This is a genomic window from Bordetella flabilis, assembly GCF_001676725.1.
In the GTDB taxonomy this organism is placed as follows: Bacteria; Pseudomonadota; Gammaproteobacteria; order Burkholderiales; family Burkholderiaceae_B; genus Bordetella_C; species Bordetella_C flabilis.
The window spans coordinates 162,680-180,633 of sequence record NZ_CP016172.1; the positions used below are offsets into that span (position 1 = coordinate 162,680).

General features: G+C 66.0%; 15 protein-coding genes. 12 read left to right on the forward strand and 3 right to left on the reverse strand.

Features of this window, described 5'->3' with window-relative positions; genetic code table 11:
• Positions 1–89: 89 nt before the first annotated feature.
• The 4 genes from BAU07_RS00780 (at position 90) to rpoH (ending at position 3,882) form a co-directional block, all read left to right on the forward strand.
• On the forward strand, positions 90–1,196 hold the full coding sequence (locus BAU07_RS00780; protein ID WP_066652705.1) for an S-(hydroxymethyl)glutathione dehydrogenase/class III alcohol dehydrogenase: 1,107 nt from the start codon (positions 90–92) through the stop codon (positions 1,194–1,196).
• A complete protein-coding gene (fghA, locus tag BAU07_RS00785; protein WP_066652708.1) occupies positions 1,196–2,056 on the forward strand; it encodes an S-formylglutathione hydrolase in 861 nt (286 codons plus the stop codon). The genes BAU07_RS00780 and fghA overlap by 1 nt, the downstream gene beginning before the upstream one ends.
• Positions 2,057–2,129: 73 nt before the next feature.
• Entirely contained in the window at positions 2,130–2,819 is a 690-nt protein-coding gene (locus tag BAU07_RS00790) for a hypothetical protein (RefSeq protein WP_066652712.1), read from the forward strand.
• Between the two features lie 178 nt (positions 2,820–2,997).
• The gene (gene rpoH, locus BAU07_RS00795) at positions 2,998–3,882 is read left to right on the forward strand and encodes an RNA polymerase sigma factor RpoH (protein WP_066652714.1); all 885 of its coding nucleotides are present in this window, start codon (positions 2,998–3,000) and stop codon (positions 3,880–3,882) included.
• 285 nt (positions 3,883–4,167) lie between these two features.
• On the opposite strand, the gene BAU07_RS00800 is transcribed toward rpoH, so the two are convergent.
• Positions 4,168–4,908: a phosphodiesterase gene (locus tag BAU07_RS00800; protein ID WP_084026005.1), complete on the reverse strand. Its 741-nt coding sequence runs from the start codon at positions 4,906–4,908 to the stop codon at positions 4,168–4,170.
• Positions 4,909–5,266: 358 nt separating this feature from the next.
• On the opposite strand from BAU07_RS00800, the gene BAU07_RS00805 reads away from it, so the two are divergent.
• The gene (locus BAU07_RS00805; RefSeq protein ID WP_066652716.1) at positions 5,267–7,771 is read left to right on the forward strand and encodes a cation:proton antiporter; all 2,505 of its coding nucleotides are present in this window, start codon (positions 5,267–5,269) and stop codon (positions 7,769–7,771) included.
• Positions 7,772–7,844: 73 nt separating this feature from the next.
• Here the strand turns inward: BAU07_RS00805 and gntR are convergent, their stop codons facing one another.
• Positions 7,845–8,870, reverse strand: a complete 1,026-nt coding sequence (gene gntR / locus BAU07_RS00810; protein ID WP_066652719.1) for an HTH-type transcriptional regulator GntR — start codon at positions 8,868–8,870, stop codon at positions 7,845–7,847.
• Positions 8,871–9,007: 137 nt separating this feature from the next.
• On the opposite strand from gntR, the gene BAU07_RS00815 reads away from it, so the two are divergent.
• Genes BAU07_RS00815 through BAU07_RS00830 form a run of 4 tightly spaced genes read left to right on the forward strand, consistent with a single transcriptional unit; the run spans position 9,008 to position 13,710 of the window.
• Entirely contained in the window at positions 9,008–9,550 is a 543-nt protein-coding gene (locus BAU07_RS00815; protein ID WP_066652721.1) for a TRAP transporter small permease, read from the forward strand.
• 39 nt (positions 9,551–9,589) lie between these two features.
• Positions 9,590–10,873 carry a TRAP transporter large permease gene (locus tag BAU07_RS00820; protein ID WP_066652722.1) on the forward strand — a complete coding sequence of 428 codons (1,284 nt, stop codon included), beginning with the start codon at positions 9,590–9,592 and terminating at the stop codon, positions 10,871–10,873.
• A gap of 23 nt (positions 10,874–10,896) precedes the next feature.
• Complete coding sequence (locus BAU07_RS00825; protein WP_066652724.1) at positions 10,897–11,916, forward strand: TRAP transporter substrate-binding protein; 1,020 nt, start codon at positions 10,897–10,899, stop codon at positions 11,914–11,916.
• Between the two features lie 9 nt (positions 11,917–11,925).
• The gene (locus tag BAU07_RS00830; RefSeq protein WP_066652726.1) at positions 11,926–13,710 is read left to right on the forward strand and encodes an IlvD/Edd family dehydratase; all 1,785 of its coding nucleotides are present in this window, start codon (positions 11,926–11,928) and stop codon (positions 13,708–13,710) included.
• Between the two features lie 87 nt (positions 13,711–13,797).
• On the opposite strand, the gene BAU07_RS00835 is transcribed toward BAU07_RS00830, so the two are convergent.
• Positions 13,798–14,628, reverse strand: coding sequence for an NUDIX hydrolase (locus BAU07_RS00835; protein WP_066652729.1), 831 nt, complete (start codon positions 14,626–14,628; stop codon positions 13,798–13,800).
• Between the two features lie 273 nt (positions 14,629–14,901).
• Between BAU07_RS00835 and coxB the strand changes: the two genes are divergently transcribed.
• From coxB to BAU07_RS27445, 3 genes are all read left to right on the forward strand, one after another.
• The gene (coxB, locus tag BAU07_RS00840) at positions 14,902–16,059 is read left to right on the forward strand and encodes a cytochrome c oxidase subunit II (protein WP_066652732.1); all 1,158 of its coding nucleotides are present in this window, start codon (positions 14,902–14,904) and stop codon (positions 16,057–16,059) included.
• Positions 16,060–16,170: 111 nt separating this feature from the next.
• Positions 16,171–17,784, forward strand: a complete 1,614-nt coding sequence (ctaD, locus tag BAU07_RS00845) for a cytochrome c oxidase subunit I (RefSeq protein ID WP_066652735.1) — start codon at positions 16,171–16,173, stop codon at positions 17,782–17,784.
• Positions 17,785–17,820: 36 nt separating this feature from the next.
• On the forward strand, positions 17,821–17,943 hold the full coding sequence (locus tag BAU07_RS27445; RefSeq protein ID WP_232338217.1) for a cytochrome oxidase small assembly protein: 123 nt from the start codon (positions 17,821–17,823) through the stop codon (positions 17,941–17,943).
• Positions 17,944–17,954 lie beyond the last annotated feature (11 nt).

Sequence of the window (17,954 nt, forward strand, 5' to 3'; positions counted from 1 at the left end):
CGCGCGGTAACATCCTTCTGTTCGAGGGAAGGGCGGCAGGCGTACATGCCGGCACCGCGCGCCTCCCTCCGGCCTTCTCAGGAGCACGCATGAAGACAAAAGCCGCCATCGCCTGGAAAGCGGGCGCCCCGCTGACCATTGAAGACGTGGACCTGGAAGGCCCGAAGGCCGGCGAGGTGCTGGTCGAAGTGAAGGCGACCGGGATTTGCCACACTGATTACTACACCCTGTCGGGCGCCGACCCGGAAGGGCTGTTCCCCGCCATCCTGGGCCATGAGGGTGCCGGCGTGGTACTGGAAACCGGCGCGGGCGTGACGGGGCTGAAGCCGGGCGACCACGTCATCCCTCTCTATACCCCCGAGTGCCGCCAGTGCAAGTTCTGCCTGTCGCGCAAGACCAATCTGTGCCAGGCGATCCGCGCCACGCAGGGCAAGGGCCTGATGCCCGACGGCACGTCGCGTTTTTCGCTGGGCGGCAAGCCCATCCACCACTACATGGGAACGTCGACCTTCGCCAATCACATCGTGGTGCCCGAGATCGCCCTGGCCAGGATCCGCGAGGACGCCCCCTTCGACAAGGTCTGCTATATCGGCTGCGGCGTGACCACCGGGGTCGGCGCCGTGGTCTACACCGCCAAGGTCGAAGCGGGCGCCAACGTGGTCGTGTTCGGCCTGGGCGGGATCGGCTTGAATGTTATCCAGGGCGCCAAAATGGTGGGCGCCGATAAGATCATCGGGGTCGATATCAACCCGCGCCGCGAAGCGCTGGCGCGCAAATTCGGCATGACGCACTTCGTCAACCCGAACGAAGTGCCCAACGTGGTCGACCACCTGATCCAGCTCACCGACGGCGGCGCGGACTATTCGTTCGAATGCGTCGGCAATCCGAAGCTGATGCGCCAGGCGCTGGAGTGCTGCCACAAGGGCTGGGGCCAATCCATCATCATCGGCGTGGCCGCGGCCGGCGAGGAAATCGCCACCCGGCCTTTCCAATTGGTGACGGGCCGTGAATGGAAGGGGTCGGCGTTCGGCGGCGCCCGGGGCCGCACGGACGTGCCGCGCATCGTCGACTGGTACATGGAAGGCAAGCTCAATATCGATGACCTCATCACCCATACCTTGCCCCTGGACCGCATCAACGACGGCTTCGACCTGATGAAGCGCGGCGAATCCATTCGTTCGGTGGTGCTCTACTGATGGCCGACCTGGAAGTCCTGGCCCAACACCGGTGTTTCGGCGGCTGGCAGCGCGTCTACCGCCACGATTCCGCGGCGATCGGGCTGCCGATGCGCTTTTCGGTGTACACGCCGCCGCAAGCGGAATCCGGACCTGTGCCGGCCCTGTTCTTCCTGGCCGGCCTGGAATGCACCGAGGAAACCTTCATGGTGAAGGCGGGCGCCCAGCGCTGGGCGGCGAAGCATGGCCTGATGCTGATCGCGCCGGACACCAGCCCGCGCGGCGCCGGCGTTCCCGGCGAGGAGCAGGACTGGGACCTGGGTACGGGCGCGGGTTTCTACCTGGACGCCAGCGTGCCGCCGTGGGACACGCACTACCGCATGTACAGCTACATCACCGAGGAGCTCCATGGCATCGCCGGGCAGCTCGGCGCGGCGTCGGGGCGGATCGGCGTGTCCGGACACTCGATGGGCGGACACGGCGCGCTGGTACTGGCCTTGCGCAATCCGGCATTGTTCCGCTCCGTGTCCGCCTTCGCCCCGATCGCGGCGCCCAGCCGTTGCCCGTGGGGTCAGAAGGCGTTTTCCCATTACCTGGGCAGCGATCGCCAGGCCTGGTCGGCGTACGACGCCACCGCCTTGATGGCGGCGATGCGGGCGCCGTTTCCGGAAGGCATTCTGGTGGACCAGGGTCTGGCGGACCGCTTCCTGGACACGCAGCTCTACCCCGAGGTTTTCGAGGCTGCGTGCGCGCAGGCCGGGCAGCCGCTGCAACTGCGTCGGCACGAAGGCTACGACCACGGCTATTACTTCATTTCCAGCTTCATGGAAGACCATATCGCCTTCCATGCGCAGCGGCTGGCGGTGGGACGGACCGGGTGACAAACGCGGTAACGGCAAGGCTTGACGGCCTCTATATACTGAAAACTCGTTCCCTACATCGAGAGGCCCGGCATTGATCGACGGCATGGCCCCTACCGTCTGGATACTGGCGGCCGCCGCTGTCGGCGTGCTTATCGGCCTGGGCCTGTCGTTCGGCAAGGGCGGGCCGCGCGACGCGCGCGGACGGCGGCAGTTTCGCCTGCGCCCGGTGCGGCGGTTGGTGGGGCTGCTGGTGCTGGCGCTGGCCTGCGTGTCCGGGATGCTGGGCCTGGCGCTGTACCAGTTTTTTCGGCTGACTTCCGACGAGCCCGTGGCGCGGGTAGTGCTGCGCCAGCAGGGGCCGCAGCAATTCATCGCCGCGGCGGAGTTGCCTGGTACGGCGCCCCGGGAATTTTCCCTGCGCGGCGACGAATGGCAGATCGACGCGCGGGTGGTGCGCTGGCGTCTCCCGGCCTTGCTGGCCGGCGTGCCGCCGCTCTACCGCCTGGACCGACTGTCGGGTCGCTATGCGGATCCGGCGGCGGACCAGTCGGGCCCGCGCACGGTTTATGCGCTGGGACCGGCAGGCATTCCCGACCTGGGGCGTCTCAAGCAGCATTTTCCGAATTGGCTGCCATTCGTGGACGTGCAGTACGGCAGCGCCGCCTATATGCCGATGTTCGACGGCGCACGCTACGGGGTATTCCTGGACCCACGCGGCGCACTGTTCATCCGGCCTGACGACGCCGCCACCGCCGCAGGCCTGAAACAGCGCGGCTGGTAGCAACCGCGCCCCGCTCGCCGTCTGCCCCTGGCGCCGCCCGGGGCCGCGTACCGTGCGAAACATGGCCTGAAAGAGTGAACTTCCGGTGCACCGGCATGTCGAATTAGCACTCCCCAATCCAGAGTGCTAACATCGCCGAATGCGTTCTACACATAGTCGTTTCCTGGAGCACAACACCATGAAACAAAAAGGTTCCTCGTTGGCCGTTTCCGGCAACGCGCTCACCCTGGCCATCGCCAACCCGGGCGCCCTGGGAACGATCGACGCATACATTTCCGCCGTAAACCGTCTGCCGGTCTTGTCTGCCGAGCAGGAGACCTCCCTTGGCCGTCGCCTGCGCGACGAGGACGACCTGGACGCCGCGCGCCAGCTGGTGCTGTCGCACTTGCGCCTGGTGGTGTCGATCGCCCGCCAGTACCTGGGCTATGGCCTGCCGCATGCCGACCTGATCCAGGAAGGAAACATCGGCCTGATGAAGGCGGTCAAGCGCTTCGATCCCGAGCGCGGCGTGCGCCTGGTGTCGTTCGCGGTCCACTGGATCAAGGCCGAAATCCACGAATACATCGTGCGCAACTGGCGCCTGGTCAAGGTGGCCACCACCAAGGCGCAGCGCAAGCTGTTTTTCAACCTGCGCAGCATGCGGCCGGACGGCAAGACGCTCGATACGCAACGCGTGGACGATATCGCCCGCGAACTGAACGTTCGCCGCGAGGACGTCAGCGAGATGGAAGTGCGCCTGTCCGGGCGTGACATGTCCCTGGAGGCCCAGGACGACGATGACGACGCCTACGCGCCCATCGCCTACCTGTCCGACGAGGGCCGCCAGGAACCGACCCGGGTCCTGGAGCGCAAGGCGGTGGACGAACTGCAGAGCACCGGCCTGAACAACGCCCTGGAAACGCTGGATCCGCGTTCGCGCCGGATCATCGAGGCGCGCTGGCTGAAGGACGATGGCGGCACCACCCTGCACGAGCTGGCGGACGAATTCGGCGTATCGGCCGAGCGTATTCGCCAGATCGAGTCCGCCGCGATGAAGAAGATGCGCGGCGCCCTGGTGACGTAACGCAAAGATACAAACCCCACGAAAAATCCAGGGTGGGCAGGAAACTAAATTGCCGGGACACAGCCTAATCTTGTGATTCCGCGCTGCGGCGCAATGCCAGGTGCGGGATCGTGTCACCTGTCTCGGCTTCTCCTCTTTCCCCTCCCCTATGGGACAGGTGTTTGGCGGGGCACCTCTTGTGGTGCCCCGTTTTTTATTGTCTGCTGCCCTGCGCAGCGCCGTGCTTCGCCGCACGGCAAATGACAAGAGCGCGCCGGCCCGGGCTGGCGGCCGGCCCTGCGCCGTTCACGCGATCCGGCTTTCCTCCACCAGCCCCCATTCCCGCATCATCGCCTGCCACACGGCCGCGTCGAGTCGCCTGACTCCCGTGGCAACGGAGCTGTCGGGATACAACTTGAGCCAGCGGTAGCCTGGCGGCTGCGCATCCAGGCGGTGCCGGCCGTCGCGGATGGCGAACTGGAAGCAGGTCGACGGTGTGGCCAACATGCGGATGCTGCCGCGCCGGCGATCGAATTCCTGGTGCACATGGCCCCACAGAAGCAGCCGCGTATTGCGCCAGCGCGCCAGGTGCCGGAACAACTCGGCGGCGTTGTCCAGCATCATCGGGTCGCGCCAATCCGCGCTGAGCTGCACCGCATTGTGGTGCATGGCGACCAAGGCGGGGCGGCCGTCCGCGGTCGCCAAGGCATGATCGAGCAGTTCGAATTGCGCGCGTTCCAGGTGCCCGGCATTGGAGCCATCGGCACGCGAGTCCAGGAGGACGATGCGCCAGGCGCCCAGGTCGGCCACCGGCTCTGTCCACGCGCCCAAGATGCGTTGCAGGGCCGCCGGCATGTCGTGGTTGCCGGGCAGGCATCGCGCCGGGATGCCCAGGGCGCCGACCGCCTCGGCAAAACGCCGGTAGGAAGCGTCGGTCCCGTCATGCGAGAGGTCGCCGGTGGCCAGCAGCAGATCGGCGTCGCCGTGGTCGCGCCGGATGGCGTCCAGCACGGCGCGCAAGCTGGCGTCGGTGTCCACGCCAAGCATAAGCGCGGGTTCCGCGAACAGATGCGGATCGGTCAACTGGACGAGCAGTGCGGGATGTGCGGCGGCGTCGAGCGATATCCCGTCCGCGCCGGTGCGGGCCTGCCGTATGGAGGAATGCTGTGGGATGGTGTGCAACGGCGGCTCCGGAGGGTTTGCGTAGGGGCGTGCCTACGTTAGCGAAAACGCGCTCGCGCCGGCATCCACCAAATCGTGCTGCCCGTAACGAAACGTGCGATGCCGCGCGCATTCCAAGCAGGGCCCTGGGCCGCTCGCCCTTCATGCTTGCACATGCCGATAAACGGTGAAAACCCGCTATCCTTGCCGGTACACCACAACGAGATGACGGGGATAGAACAAGATGGATGTAGGGGTACTGGTCTTCGGCCTGGCGACCTTGCTCACGCTGGTCTGCTTCATGCCGCCGCTGGCCGGCCGGCTGAAGCTGCCGTATTCCGTTTTGCTGGCCATCGTCGGCTGTCTGCTGGGCATCGTGCTCCATCTGCATGGCTGGGCGCCGCCGGGGCTGGGCGGCATGCTGGATTCGCTCGAGAAGTTCGAGATCTCCTCGGAAACTTTCCTTACCGTTTTCCTTCCTGTGCTGCTGTTCGAGACGGCGCTGTCCATGAACGTGCGGCGCCTGATGGATGACATCGGCCCCATCCTGATGATGGCGATCGTGGCCGTGTTCCTTTCCACCATCGTCGTGGGCTTCGCCCTGAGCAGCCTGTCGTCCTACAGCCTGGCGGCCTGCCTGCTGCTGGGCGCCATCGTGGCCACCACGGACCCGGCCGCGGTGGTGGGCATCTTCCGCGAAGTGGGCGCGCCCAAGCGGCTGACCACCCTGGTGGAGGGAGAAAGCCTGTTCAACGACGCGGCGTCCATCGCCCTGTATTCGGTGCTGGTGGGCGTGCTTGCGGGCCATGGCGAAATGTCGCTGGGCAACGTCATGACGAGCTTCGTGATCAGCTTCGTCGGCGGGGGGCTGGCCGGCTACGCCATGGGACGCCTGGCCTGCATGCTTTTCGTCGTCCTGCGCGGTTTCCGCACGGCGGAGATCACGCTGACGTTGACGCTGGCTTACCTGACCTTCTACATCAGCGACCATTACCTGCACGTGTCGGGCGTCGTTGCGACGGTAATCGCGGGACTCGTGGTCGGATCCACCGGGCGCACCCGCATGGCGCCCACCACCTTCGAACACCTGACCAGCGCCTGGGGGCAGTTCGGGTTCTGGGCCAATTCGCTGATCTTCCTGTTCGCGGCCATGCTGATCCCGCGGCTCATGGCGGACGCACGGCCCAGCGACATCGCGCTGCTCATCGTGTTGTTCGTGGCGACGCTGGTCGCGCGCGCCGTCGCCGTATTCGGCCTGCTGCCCCTCCTGCGCCTGACCGGGCTGGCGACCCGGGTGAGCCGCGCCTACCAGACCGTCATGCTGTGGGGAGGGCTGCGCGGGGCGGTGTCCCTGGCCCTGGCCCTGGCCGTGACCGAGCGTGAAGATGTTCCCTACGAGGCCCGCCAGTTCATCGCCGTCGCGACGACCGGGTTTGTGCTGATCACGCTGTTCCTCAACGGCATCAGCCTGCGGCCGCTGATACGCATGCTGAAGCTGAACGAACTGTCGCGGCGCGAAGCGACCATCCGCGACCAGGCCTTGACGGTGGCCCTCGGCGACCTGCAGGAGAAAACCGACGAGGTCGCCACCGCCGAACATATCGGCCCGGAAGTCCGCGAACGTATCCACGGGGTTTTCGACCAGAGCCTGACGCGGCTGCGCGACAGCGAGGTCCGCCACATGAGCATCGAGGAGCGGGTCGATGTCGGCCTGGCGATCCTTGCGCGTCGCGAGGAAGAAATGTTCTTCGACGTGCTGAAGGCGCAACTCGTCGACTGGCGCATGGCCGAAGCGCTGCTGGCGCGGTCCGAGCGGCTGGAAGACGCCGTGCGCGCCGGTGGGCTGGCCGGCTTTGAAAACGCCATCGCCGCCGACGTGCGGTATTCCCGTTCGTTCCGCGCGGCACTGCGGCTGCACTATCTGTTCGGTTTCCAGCGCTGGCTGGCCAACGAACTGGGATTGCGTTTCGCCGCCCTGATGAGCAAGCGGTCCGTGGCGCAGCGCCTGATTCTTTTCGCCAACCAGCAGATCAGGCCGTTGCTGGGCGAGGAAGCCACGCAACGCATCGTGGCGGCACACCAGCGCCGGCTGGAGGCCATCGAGAATGCTCTCCAGGCGTTGAACCTCCAGTACCCTTCCTATGCCTTGTGGCTGCAGGAAAGCTATCTGGGGCGGGTCGCACGGGAACTGGAACGCATGCGCTATCGCGACATGCTGGACCAATCCCTGATCAGCGGGGAAGTCTATGCGGACCTGGTCGCCCAGCTGGAGCAGCGTTGGGAGCACATCGATCGTCATCCGCCGCTGGACATCGAGCTGGGCGCGGCCGAACTGATCAAGCGCGTGCCGCTGTTCGAAAACCTCAGTCCGGATTCGCTGCGCGCGATCTCGCGCCTGCTCAAGCCGCGTCTCGCATTGCCGGACCAGCCCGTCCTGGGCAAGGACCGCGCGGGCGAGGAAATGTGCTTCGTGGCCTCGGGCGCGGTGGCCGTGCACCTGCCGGACCAGACCACGTTCGAGCTGGGCAGCGGCGAATTCTTCGGGGAACTGGCCCTGCTGGGCGAGCAGGAGCTTATGCCGGATGTGACGTCGCTGGGCTATAGCAAGCTGCTCATGATGTCGGCCCGCGATTTCCGCGCCCTGCTGGCCCGCGACGCCGAACTGCGCGAACGCATCGAGAAAGTTGCGCGCCAGCGCCTGCGCGCGATCGAGGTGTGGCGACAGTTTTCCGCGACCGCGCCGTCCTGAGCCGATCGGAACGCGACGTCCGCGCTCAGGGCGGCGCCGAGCGGCTGCCGGCTTTCCCGGGCGCTCGCCCGGCTCAGGTGGTTTCGCGCTGGACCAGGCGAAAACCCAGGTCCAGGTGGCGCTGGGGATTCGGCCGGCCCTCAAGTTCGTTCATCAGCAGCGTCGCCGCGGAACGGCCGATCTCGTAGCGCGGCGTGGCGATGGTGGACAAGGGCGGCGTGGTCCATGCCGTGCCGTTCAGGTCGTGGAAACCGATCAGGCCCATGCGGCCCGGCACCGCGATTCCCAGCCGGCCGCACTGGAAGACGGCGCCCTGCGCCAGGTCGTCATTGCAGAAGAAAATCGCATCGCAGTCGGGATGGTCGCGCAGCAGCGCGTCCAGCAATTCGGCGCCCAGGCTCAGGGACGATTTGCTGGGCGTCATGATTTCCAGCGCAGGGTCGTACAGGTCGGCGTCGCGCAGCGCCTGGCGGCAGCCCTCGCAACGACGCAGGGAGCGAGGGTCCAACTGGGCGCCGGCCACCGCGATGCGCCGATAGCCACGTTCCACCAGATGCCGGCCGGCGGCGTAGCCCGAGTCGAACTGGGAAAACCCCACACTAAGGCCAGGGCCGTCCGGCAGCGTTTCGATCGTATGGACGGTGGGTATCCTGCGCGCCTCCAGCAGCTTCCACACGCCAGGACGATGGTCGACGCCGGTCAGGATCAGGCCGTCGGGGGAGTGCTGCAGATACGTCCGCAACAGCGCCTCCTCGGACTCCGCCGAATAGCCCGTCAGGCCGATATGCATATGGTGCGAGTGGGCGTCCAGCACTTCCTTGATTCCGGCCAGGATGTCGACGAAGACGATATTGCTGAGCGAAGGAATCAACACCACGACGGTGCGCGAGCGTGCCGAGGCCAGGGCGCTGGCGGCGTGGTTGGGAACGTAGCCGAGCTGCTCGCAGGCCTGCTCGATGCGGGCGCGCACCGCCGGCTGCACTTTCTCCGGTGTACGCAGCGCGCGCGACACGGTGATTGCGCTGACGCCCGCCGAGCGGGCCACATCGGCCATCGTGACGCCGGACTGGCGCGAGGTTCTGGACTTCCGGACCGTCATGGCTGCGCAGGAGAAAAGCCCGTAGTCTGACCCAAAGCGGGACTCCGTACAAACCCGGGCAGGGGTTGGCAAGCGCTATATGATAGCGCTAACATCGCGTCTCGCATCGGCATACGCCAAAACATCAGGAGACATCGATGCAGACCCGCCCCCCGCCACCGGCGGCACCGCAGGCCTTGCGGCGCGCGCTCGATTTCGTTTTCCGCGTCCAGGGATGGCTAATGGTCGGCTGCCTGGCGGTCATGGTGGTGCTGCTGTTCGGCAACGTGGCCCTGCGCTACGCCTTCAATTCCGGCATCAATGTCTCCGACGAAGTGTCGCGCCTGGCCTTCGTATGGCTGATCTTCATCGGTTCGGTGCTCGCCGTGCGCAGCCATACCCACATGGGCGTGACCATGCTGGTGGAACGCTTCGGGCCCGGCGCGCGCCGGGCGTCGCACCTGTTCTGCCAGGTGCTGATCCTGGCCGTGCTGTGCATGTTCATCAAGGGCAGCTGGGAACAAACCGTGATCGCCATGGGAACGCGCCTGCCCGTCACCGGCATGCCGGCCGCCACCTTCGCCGCCGCCTGCCTGTATGCGGGGGTCGCCATGGCCTTGCTGACGCTGGCCGACATCATCCTGACCCTGGCCGGCGCAGAACCTCCGCTGGATGCCAGCGCCGTCGATCCCCTTACCTGAGGGCATGCGCCTTCCACGGTCAACTCCACGCCCGATGCCATGATCCTCACCGTTTTCCTGGTTGTACTGCTGGGCCTGCTCGCGCTGGGCATGCCGATCGCCTTCGCGCTGCTGATCAGCGCCGTGCCGATGATGTTCCAGATGGACTTCGTCGACCCGCAGATCCTGGCGCAGAACATGCTGTCCGGCGCCAACAGCTTCACGCTGATGGCGGTACCTCTCTTCATGCTTGCCGGCGAGTTGATGAATGAAGGCGGCATTTCGCGCCGCATCGTCAACCTGGCCTCGATGTTCGTGGGACATATCCGCGGCGGGCTGGGCTATGTGGCCATCTTCGCCAGCGTGCTGCTGGCTGCCCTGTCCGGGTCGGCGGTAGCCGATGCCGCGGCGCTGGGATCGCTGCTCATCCCCATGCTCCGGGACAAGGGCTACGAAGCCGGCGATTCCGCGGGCCTGATCGCCGCGGGCGGCATTATCGCGCCGATCATTCCGCCTTCGATTTCCTTCATCATCTTCGGCGTGGCGACCAATGTGTCCATCACCCGGCTGTTCTTCGCGGGCATCGCCCCCGGCCTGCTGATGGCGCTGACCCTGATCGCGGTCTGGTCATGGACCGTGCGGCGCAGCGGCAAGAATGTATTGCCGTCGCCGCGCCAACCGTGGAGCGCACGATTGCGGGCCGTGCGCGAATCGGTGTGGGCGCTGATGTTGCCCGTCATCATCATCGGCGGACTGCGCGGCGGCATTTTCACCCCGACCGAGGCCGCGGTCGTCGCGGCAGTCTATGCCCTGTTGATCAGCCTGTTTGTCTACCGCGAGATCGGTTTCAAGGACCTGGGCCCGCTGTTCATGCGGGCGGCCATGACCACGGCGATCGTCATGTTCCTGGTCGCGGCGGCGATGGTGTCCTCGTACATGATCACGCTGGCCGACATGCCGCAGGCCCTGGTCGCGCTGCTCGAGCCCATCCTAGATCACCCGAAATGGCTGATGTTCGCGCTGCTGATCCTGCTGACGCTGATCGGCACCGCCATGGACCTGACGCCCACCATCCTGATCCTCGCGCCTGTCCTGATGCCGGTGGTCACCAAGGCCGGCATCGACCCGGTGTACTTCGGCGTCATGTTCGTCATGGTCGGCTGCGTCGGCCTGCTCACGCCGCCGGTCGGGACGGTATTGAACGTAGTGGCGGGTGTCGCCCGTATCAAGATGGAAACCATCATCCGTGGCGCGTGGCGCTATGTGGTGGCCTATACGCTGTTGCTTGTGCTGATGGTGATCTTTCCCGAGCTGATTACCGTCCCGGCGAAATGGATACATTAGGAATAAACCCAAAGGAGACCACCATGTTGAATTCAATGAAAAAACTCGTCGTCGCGCTGGCGGCGGTATCGGCCTGCACCGCCGCAGGCATGGCCCACGCGCAGGACGTCAAGACGCGCATCATCCGCTTCGGCTACGGGCTGAACGACGAGAGCGTGCAGGGGCGCGCCGCGCGCTACCTGGCCGAAGAGCTGGGCAAGCTCAGCGGCGGCAAGCTGAAGATGCGCACCTTCGGTTCGGCCAACCTGGGTTCGGACGAGCAGATGCAGGCGGCGCTGGTGGGCGGCTCGCAGGAAATGATGGTGGGTTCGACCGCGCCGCTGGCCACCATGGTCAAGGAGTTCGGGGTCTACGACCTGCCCTTCCTGTTCAACAACGAGAAGGAAGCGGACGCCGTGCTCGATGGCCCCTTCGGCGAGAAACTGCTGAAGATGCTGGACGCCAAGGGCCTGGTGGGCCTGGTCTATTGGGAGAATGGCTTTCGCGACGTGACCAATTCCAAGCGGCCCATCGCCAAGGCCGAGGACATGGAAGGCATAAAGCTGCGCGTCATGCAGAACCAGATCGCGCTGGGCGTATTCGGTGCACTGGGCGCTAACGCCGTGCCGATGCCCTTTTCCGAGCTCTTTACCGCGCTGGAGACTCGCACGGTGGATGGGCAGGAGAATCCCGTCTCGACCATTCAGAGCAGCAAGTTCTACGAAGTGCAGCCCTATCTGAGCCTGACCCACCACGTCTATACCCCGTGGGTGGTGCTGGCTTCGAAGAAGTGGTGGGATACGCTGTCGCCGGACGAGCAGAAGCTGATCCGCGAGGCAGCGGTGAAGTCGCGCGAATTCGAACGCAAGGACAGCCGCGCCGATTCCCAGAAGTCCATGCAGATGCTGGAGAAGTCCGGCATGAAGATCAACAAGGTCTCCGACGAGGAACTGAAGCGGTTGCGCGCCAAGGCGCAGCCGGTCGTCGACAAGTACACGCAGGAGCTGGGACCCGACCTGGTCAAGCAACTGCAGGACGAGATCAACAAAGTACGGCAAGGGTAGGTTCCGTTTATGTCTTCCGCATCTCCGCGCCGCCTGCGCAGCCAGAAATGGTTCGATGATCCTTCCCACGCCGACATGACGGCGATCTATGTCGAGCGTTACCTGAACTACGGCCTGACCCGCGCCGAGCTGCAATCGGGCCGGCCCATCATCGGCATCGCGCAGACCGGCAGCGACCTGGCGCCCTGCAACCGGCACCATCTGGAGCTGTCGCAGCGGACCAAGGCGGCCATACGGGATGCGGGGGGCATCCCGATGGAGTTCCCCGTTCACCCGCTGGCTGAGCAGGGGCGCCGGCCCACGGCCGCGCTGGACCGCAACCTGGCCTACCTGGGCCTGGTGGAAATCCTGCATGGCTATCCCCTGGACGGCGTGGTCCTGACCACGGGTTGCGACAAGACCACGCCGGCCTGCCTGATGGCGGCCGCCACGGTCGATATCCCGGCCATCGTATTGTCCGGGGGCCCCATGCTGGACGGTTGGCACGAGGGCAAGCGGGTCGGTTCGGGCACCATCATCTGGCATGCGCGCAACCTGATGGCGGCCGGCAAGATCGACTACGAAGGCTTCATGCAGCTGGCCACCGCGTCGTCGCCGTCGGTCGGGCACTGCAATACGATGGGCACCGCCCTGTCGATGAATTCGCTGGCCGAGGCCCTCGGCATGTCGCTGCCCACCTGCGCCAGCATCCCGGCGCCTTACCGCGAGCGCGGCCAGATGGCCTACGCCACCGGCCTGCGCATCGTCGACATGGTGCGCGAGGACCTGCGGCCTTCGCGCATCCTGACGCGTCGCGCCTTCGAGAACGCCATCGTGGTGGCCTCGGCGCTGGGCGCGTCCACGAATTGCCCACCCCACCTCATCGCCATCGCGCGCCACATGGGCGTGGACCTGACGCTGGACGACTGGCAGCGCTTCGGCGAGGACGTTCCCCTGCTGGTGAACTGCGTCCCCGCCGGCGAGTACCTGGGCGAGAACTTCCACCGCGCCGGCGGCGTGCCGGCCGTGCAGCACGAGCTGCTTGCCGCGGGCCTGCTGCATGGCGATTGCCTGACGGTGTCCGGCAAGACCGTGGGCGAGATCGCGTCGCAGGCGGCCACCGGCGACCGCGATGTCATCCGGACATGTGCGGCGCCGCTCAAGCAGCGCGCCGGTTTCATCGTGCTGTCGGGCAATTTCTTCGACAGCGCGATCATGAAGATGTCGGTCGTGGGCGAGGATTTCCGCCGCGCCTATCTGTCCGAGCCGGGCCACGAGAATGCGTTCGAAGCGCGCGCCATCGTGTTCGACGGCCCTGAGGATTACCACGCGCGCATCGGCGACCCGGCGCTCAATATCGACGAGCGCTGCATCCTGGTGATACGCGGCGCCGGCCCGGTGGCATACCCCGGCGGCGCCGAGGTGGTCAACATGGCGCCGCCTGCGCGCCTGATCCAGCAGGGCATCGACTCGCTGCCGTGCATGGGCGACGGGCGCCAGAGCGGAACGTCGGCCAGTCCGTCCATCCTGAACATGTCGCCCGAGGCGGCGGTCGGCGGCGGGTTGGCGTGGCTGCGCACCGGCGACCGCATCCGCGTGGACCTGAATGCGCGCACGGTGACGCTGGCGGTCGACGCCGAAGAACTCGAAGCGCGCCGCGCGCAGGCCTCGTTCGAGATTGCCCCGCCGCAAACGCCGTGGCAGGAGATCTTCCGCGGCATGACGGGGCAGTTGTCCACCGGCATGTGCCTGGAGCCGGCGACGCTCTACCTCAAGGTCGTGGAGCAGCGCGGCGACCCGCGGCATTCGCACTAAGGCCGCGCGGCGTCCCCCCCTTGCCGTGGCGCGGCATGCCGCCCTTGCCGGAAGGCACGCGCATGGTGCTCTCCCGGCAATGGGCGGCTAGCGCCGCCCGGCCTGCGCGGCGATGTCGTCGACCACGACCAGGCCCGCTTCGAGCGTGAATTCGCCCGCGGCCACCATGGCCAGCGCCTGTTGCGCGCTGACGGTGGCGATTTCCATGACTTCGCCGTCTCGGTTGCGGGGCTGGACCGCCGCGTCCAGGACGCAGCGGCTCACCAGCAGGTCCTCCACCTGGTAGCCCTCCGGCAGCCGCCGGTGCATGCGCAGCACCGTGCGCAGCGCGCTGCGTGCCCGTACATCGGCCGGGGACAAGCCGGCCTCTTCGTCGCATTCGCGGATGAGCGCGACGTCCAGCGTTTCGCCGGCGGCGACCAGTCCGCCCACGAGCGTGTCCCACATGCCCGGATCGGTGGCCTTGTCCAGCGCGCGGCGCGCCACCCACAACAGGCCGTCCGGGGTCCAGGCATTCAAGTGCACCGCGCGTGTCAGGATGCCCAGGGGCCGCACTGCGGCGCGTTCTATCACGCCGAGATGCCCCCCATCCGGCGCCGTGATGTCCAGCAGTTCATCGCGCCAGCCGCGCAGGCAGTCAGCTTCCCGCAAGGCACGCGCCGTGCTGGCGAGCACGCCGTTCAAGGCCGGGCCGGGCGCCATGCCCTCTCCGATGTGCAAGGCGTCCGCGTCGAGCCTGACACCGGGCTGGCCGCGCAGGGCATCGCACGCCGCCAGGGTGGCGTGGCCGCAGGCGCTGCCCGCGATATGAAGCGCGCGCGACAGGGGCGGCGGCGCTTCCTGCGCGTGATCGCGCAGCACGGCGTAAAGGTTCTCGGCGGAAAGCGGCGTGGACGGATGGAGTGCGTTCGGCGGCATGGCGGGGATTTTAGGCCCTGTTGGTGTCGAAAGACGCCTTGTCGGCACGCAGGCGATGGCAGGTTGGGGCTTGCCCCGAAGGTCTTCGTTACGAGGGGAAGCGGGCTCCGCTATAATCCGGCGGTTTCTTTGTGATTCGAGCAGAACCGACGGGCATCCATTTTTGCCCGCATCGAAATCTGCCGTCCAACAATCGCGCGTTTCCGTGCTTGCGTCGGCGGGGGCATCCTGCCACATCAGGACGGCCCCGACGCGCAATGATCGAGGGTCAGCATGAAGAAGTGGAGAGGGATACTGGGGGCTTGTGCACTGCTGGTCAGCAGCATTGCCTGTGCTCAAGTAAAGGACATGCCCGGAGGCCCGAAGGTCGACCAGCTGAACCTGCATGAAGGCGTCACGGGCATTGCCCATGAGGTCATGTGGCTGCACTGGATGATGCTCGCCATCTGCCTGGTGATCTTCATCGGCGTCTTTGGCGTGATGTTCTATTCGATCTGGGCGCACCGCAAGTCGCGCGGCTACCAGCCGGCGACCTTCCACGAGCACGTGGGCGTGGAGGTGGCGTGGACCGTCATCCCCTTCTTCATCATCATCGCCATGGCCTTGCCCGCCACGCGTACCGTGGTCGCGATGAAAGACACCTCCAGCCCCGACCTGACCGTCAAGGTCACCGGCTACCAATGGAAGTGGGGCTACGAATACGTGGACGGCCCCGCCATGGGCGTCAAGTTCCTGTCCACCCTGGCCACGCCCCGCGCGCAGATCGAGAACCGCGAGCCCAAGGGCGAGTTCTACCTGATGGAAGTGGACAATCCGCTGGTCGTGCCGGTGGACCAGAAAGTCCGCATCGTGCTGACCGCCGGCGACGTCATCCATTCGTGGATGGTGCCCGACTTCGGCATCAAGCAGGACGCCATCCCGGGTTTCCTGCGCGACACCTGGTTCCGCGCCGAAAAGGTAGGCACCTACCGCGGCCAATGCGCCGAACTGTGCGGCAAGGACCACGCCTTCATGCCCATCGTGGTGGAAGTCAAGTCCAAGGAAGACTACGCCAAGTGGGCCGAGGACCAGAAGAAGAAGCTGGCCGCCCAGGCCGACGATCCCACCAAGGAGTGGGCTGAGGCCGAGCTGGTCGCCCGCGGCGAGAAAGTCTACGGCAGCCACTGCGTGGCGTGCCACCAGGCCAACGGCAAGGGTGTGCCTGGCTCCTTCCCGGCCCTGGACGGGGACAAAATCGTCCTCGGTCCGCACGCCGAGCAGGTCAAGACGGTGCTGCACGGCCGTCCGGGCACGCCGATGCCGGCCTTCATGAACCAGCTCAACGATGTCGAAATCGCGGCGGTGGTCACCTATACCCGCCACGCATGGAGCAACGCGGGCAAGGGGCAGGAGCCGACCGTACAGCCGTCCGCCATCAAGGCGTTGCACTAGCGCCGCCGCCGGTCCGGACGCCGATCCGGACCTGGCCCGCGTCAGCCATATACCGAATACCTCTGCCAGGCCGTGGACCGGCTTGGCAATATGCAGGAAGGAGCCGAGACCATGAGCAGCGTCACTGTAGACCACGTCTCGCCGGGCCAAGAGCACGGCCACGGTCACGATGACCATCATCACGCCATCCCGACCGGATGGCGACGCTGGCTGTTCGCCACGAATCACAAAGACATCGGGACGATGTATCTCATCTTCTCGTTCGTCATGCTGCTGGAAGGCGGCACGCTGGCCCTGCTGCTGCGTACCGAGCTCTTCGAGCCGGGACTGCAGTTCTTCCGCCCCGAGCTGTTCAACCAGTTCACCACCATGCACGGGCTGGTGATGGTGTTCGGCGCGATCATGCCGGCCTTCGTGGGCTTCGCGAACTGGATGATTCCGCTGCAGATCGGCGCGTCGGACATGGCTTTCGCGCGCATGAACAACTTCAGCTTCTGGCTGCTGCCGATGGCGGCCATCCTGCTGACCGCCTCGTTCTTCGTTCCCGGCGGCGCGACCGCGGCCGGCTGGACGCTGTATGCGCCGCTGTCGCTGCAGATGGGCCCGGGCATGGACCTGGCCATCTTCGCCATGCACATCATGGGCGCCTCGTCCATCATGGGCGCGATCAACGTGGTCGTGACCATCCTGAACATGCGCGCGCCCGGCATGACGCTGATGAAGATGCCGCTGTTCTGCTGGACCTGGCTGATCACCGCCTTCCTGCTGATCGCCGTCATGCCGGTGCTGGCCGCGGCGATCACCATGGTGCTGACCGACCGCCACTTCGGTACGGGCTTCTTCAACGCGGCCGCTGGCGGCGACCCGGTGCTCTACCAGCACGTGTTCTGGTTTTTCGGGCATCCCGAGGTCTACATCATGATTCTCCCGGCCTTCGGCATCGTGTCCGCCGTCGTGCCGGCGTTCGCCCGCAAGCAGTTGTTCGGCTACGCGTCCATGGTGTACGCCACGGCCGCGATCGCGGTGCTGTCCTTCATCGTTTGGGCGCACCACATGTTCACCACGGGCATGCCGGTGACCGGGCAGCTGTACTTCATGTACGCCACCATGCTGATCTCCATCCCCACGGGCGTGAAGATCTTCAACTGGGTGGCGACGATGTGGCGCGGGTCCATGACCTTCGAAACGCCCATGCTGTTCGCGATCGGCTTCATCTTCGTGTTCACCATCGGCGGCTTCACCGGCCTGATCCTGTCCGTTGCGCCCATCGACATCCAGGTCCATGACACCTACTACGTGGTGGCGCACTTCCATTACGTTCTGGTGGCGGGCTCGCTGTTCGGCTTGTTCTCGGGCGCCTACTACTGGGTGCCGAAGTGGACCGGCCGCATGTACAGCGAAACGCTGGGCAAATGGCACTTCTGGTCGTCGCTGATCTCGTTCAACCTGACCTTCTTCCCGATGCACTTCCTGGGCCTGGCGGGGATGCCGCGCCGCTATGCGGACTACGCCGCGCAGTTCACCACGTTCCACCAGGTCGCCACGATCGGCGCCTTCTGGTTCGGCCTGTCGCAACTGATCTTCCTGTACGCGATGATGCGCTGCTTCTCCGGCAAGGGCGAGCCGGCTTCGGCCAAGCCTTGGGATGGCGCTGAAGGGCTGGAATGGTCGGTGCCGTCGCCGGCGCCCTTCCATACCTTCGAAACGCCGCCGGAAGTGAAGTAAGCCGGTGCCGCAACGACCATGTCCCCAGGACCGACCATGACGCCCGAACAACGCCGCCGCAACCGGATCATCGGCCTGACGCTGCTGGTCTTCGTGGTGGCGGTGTTCGCCTGGGCCATGTTCAAGGGCGGCAGCCTGTTCGCCGGCAGCGGCACCTGACAGGGCGGAAC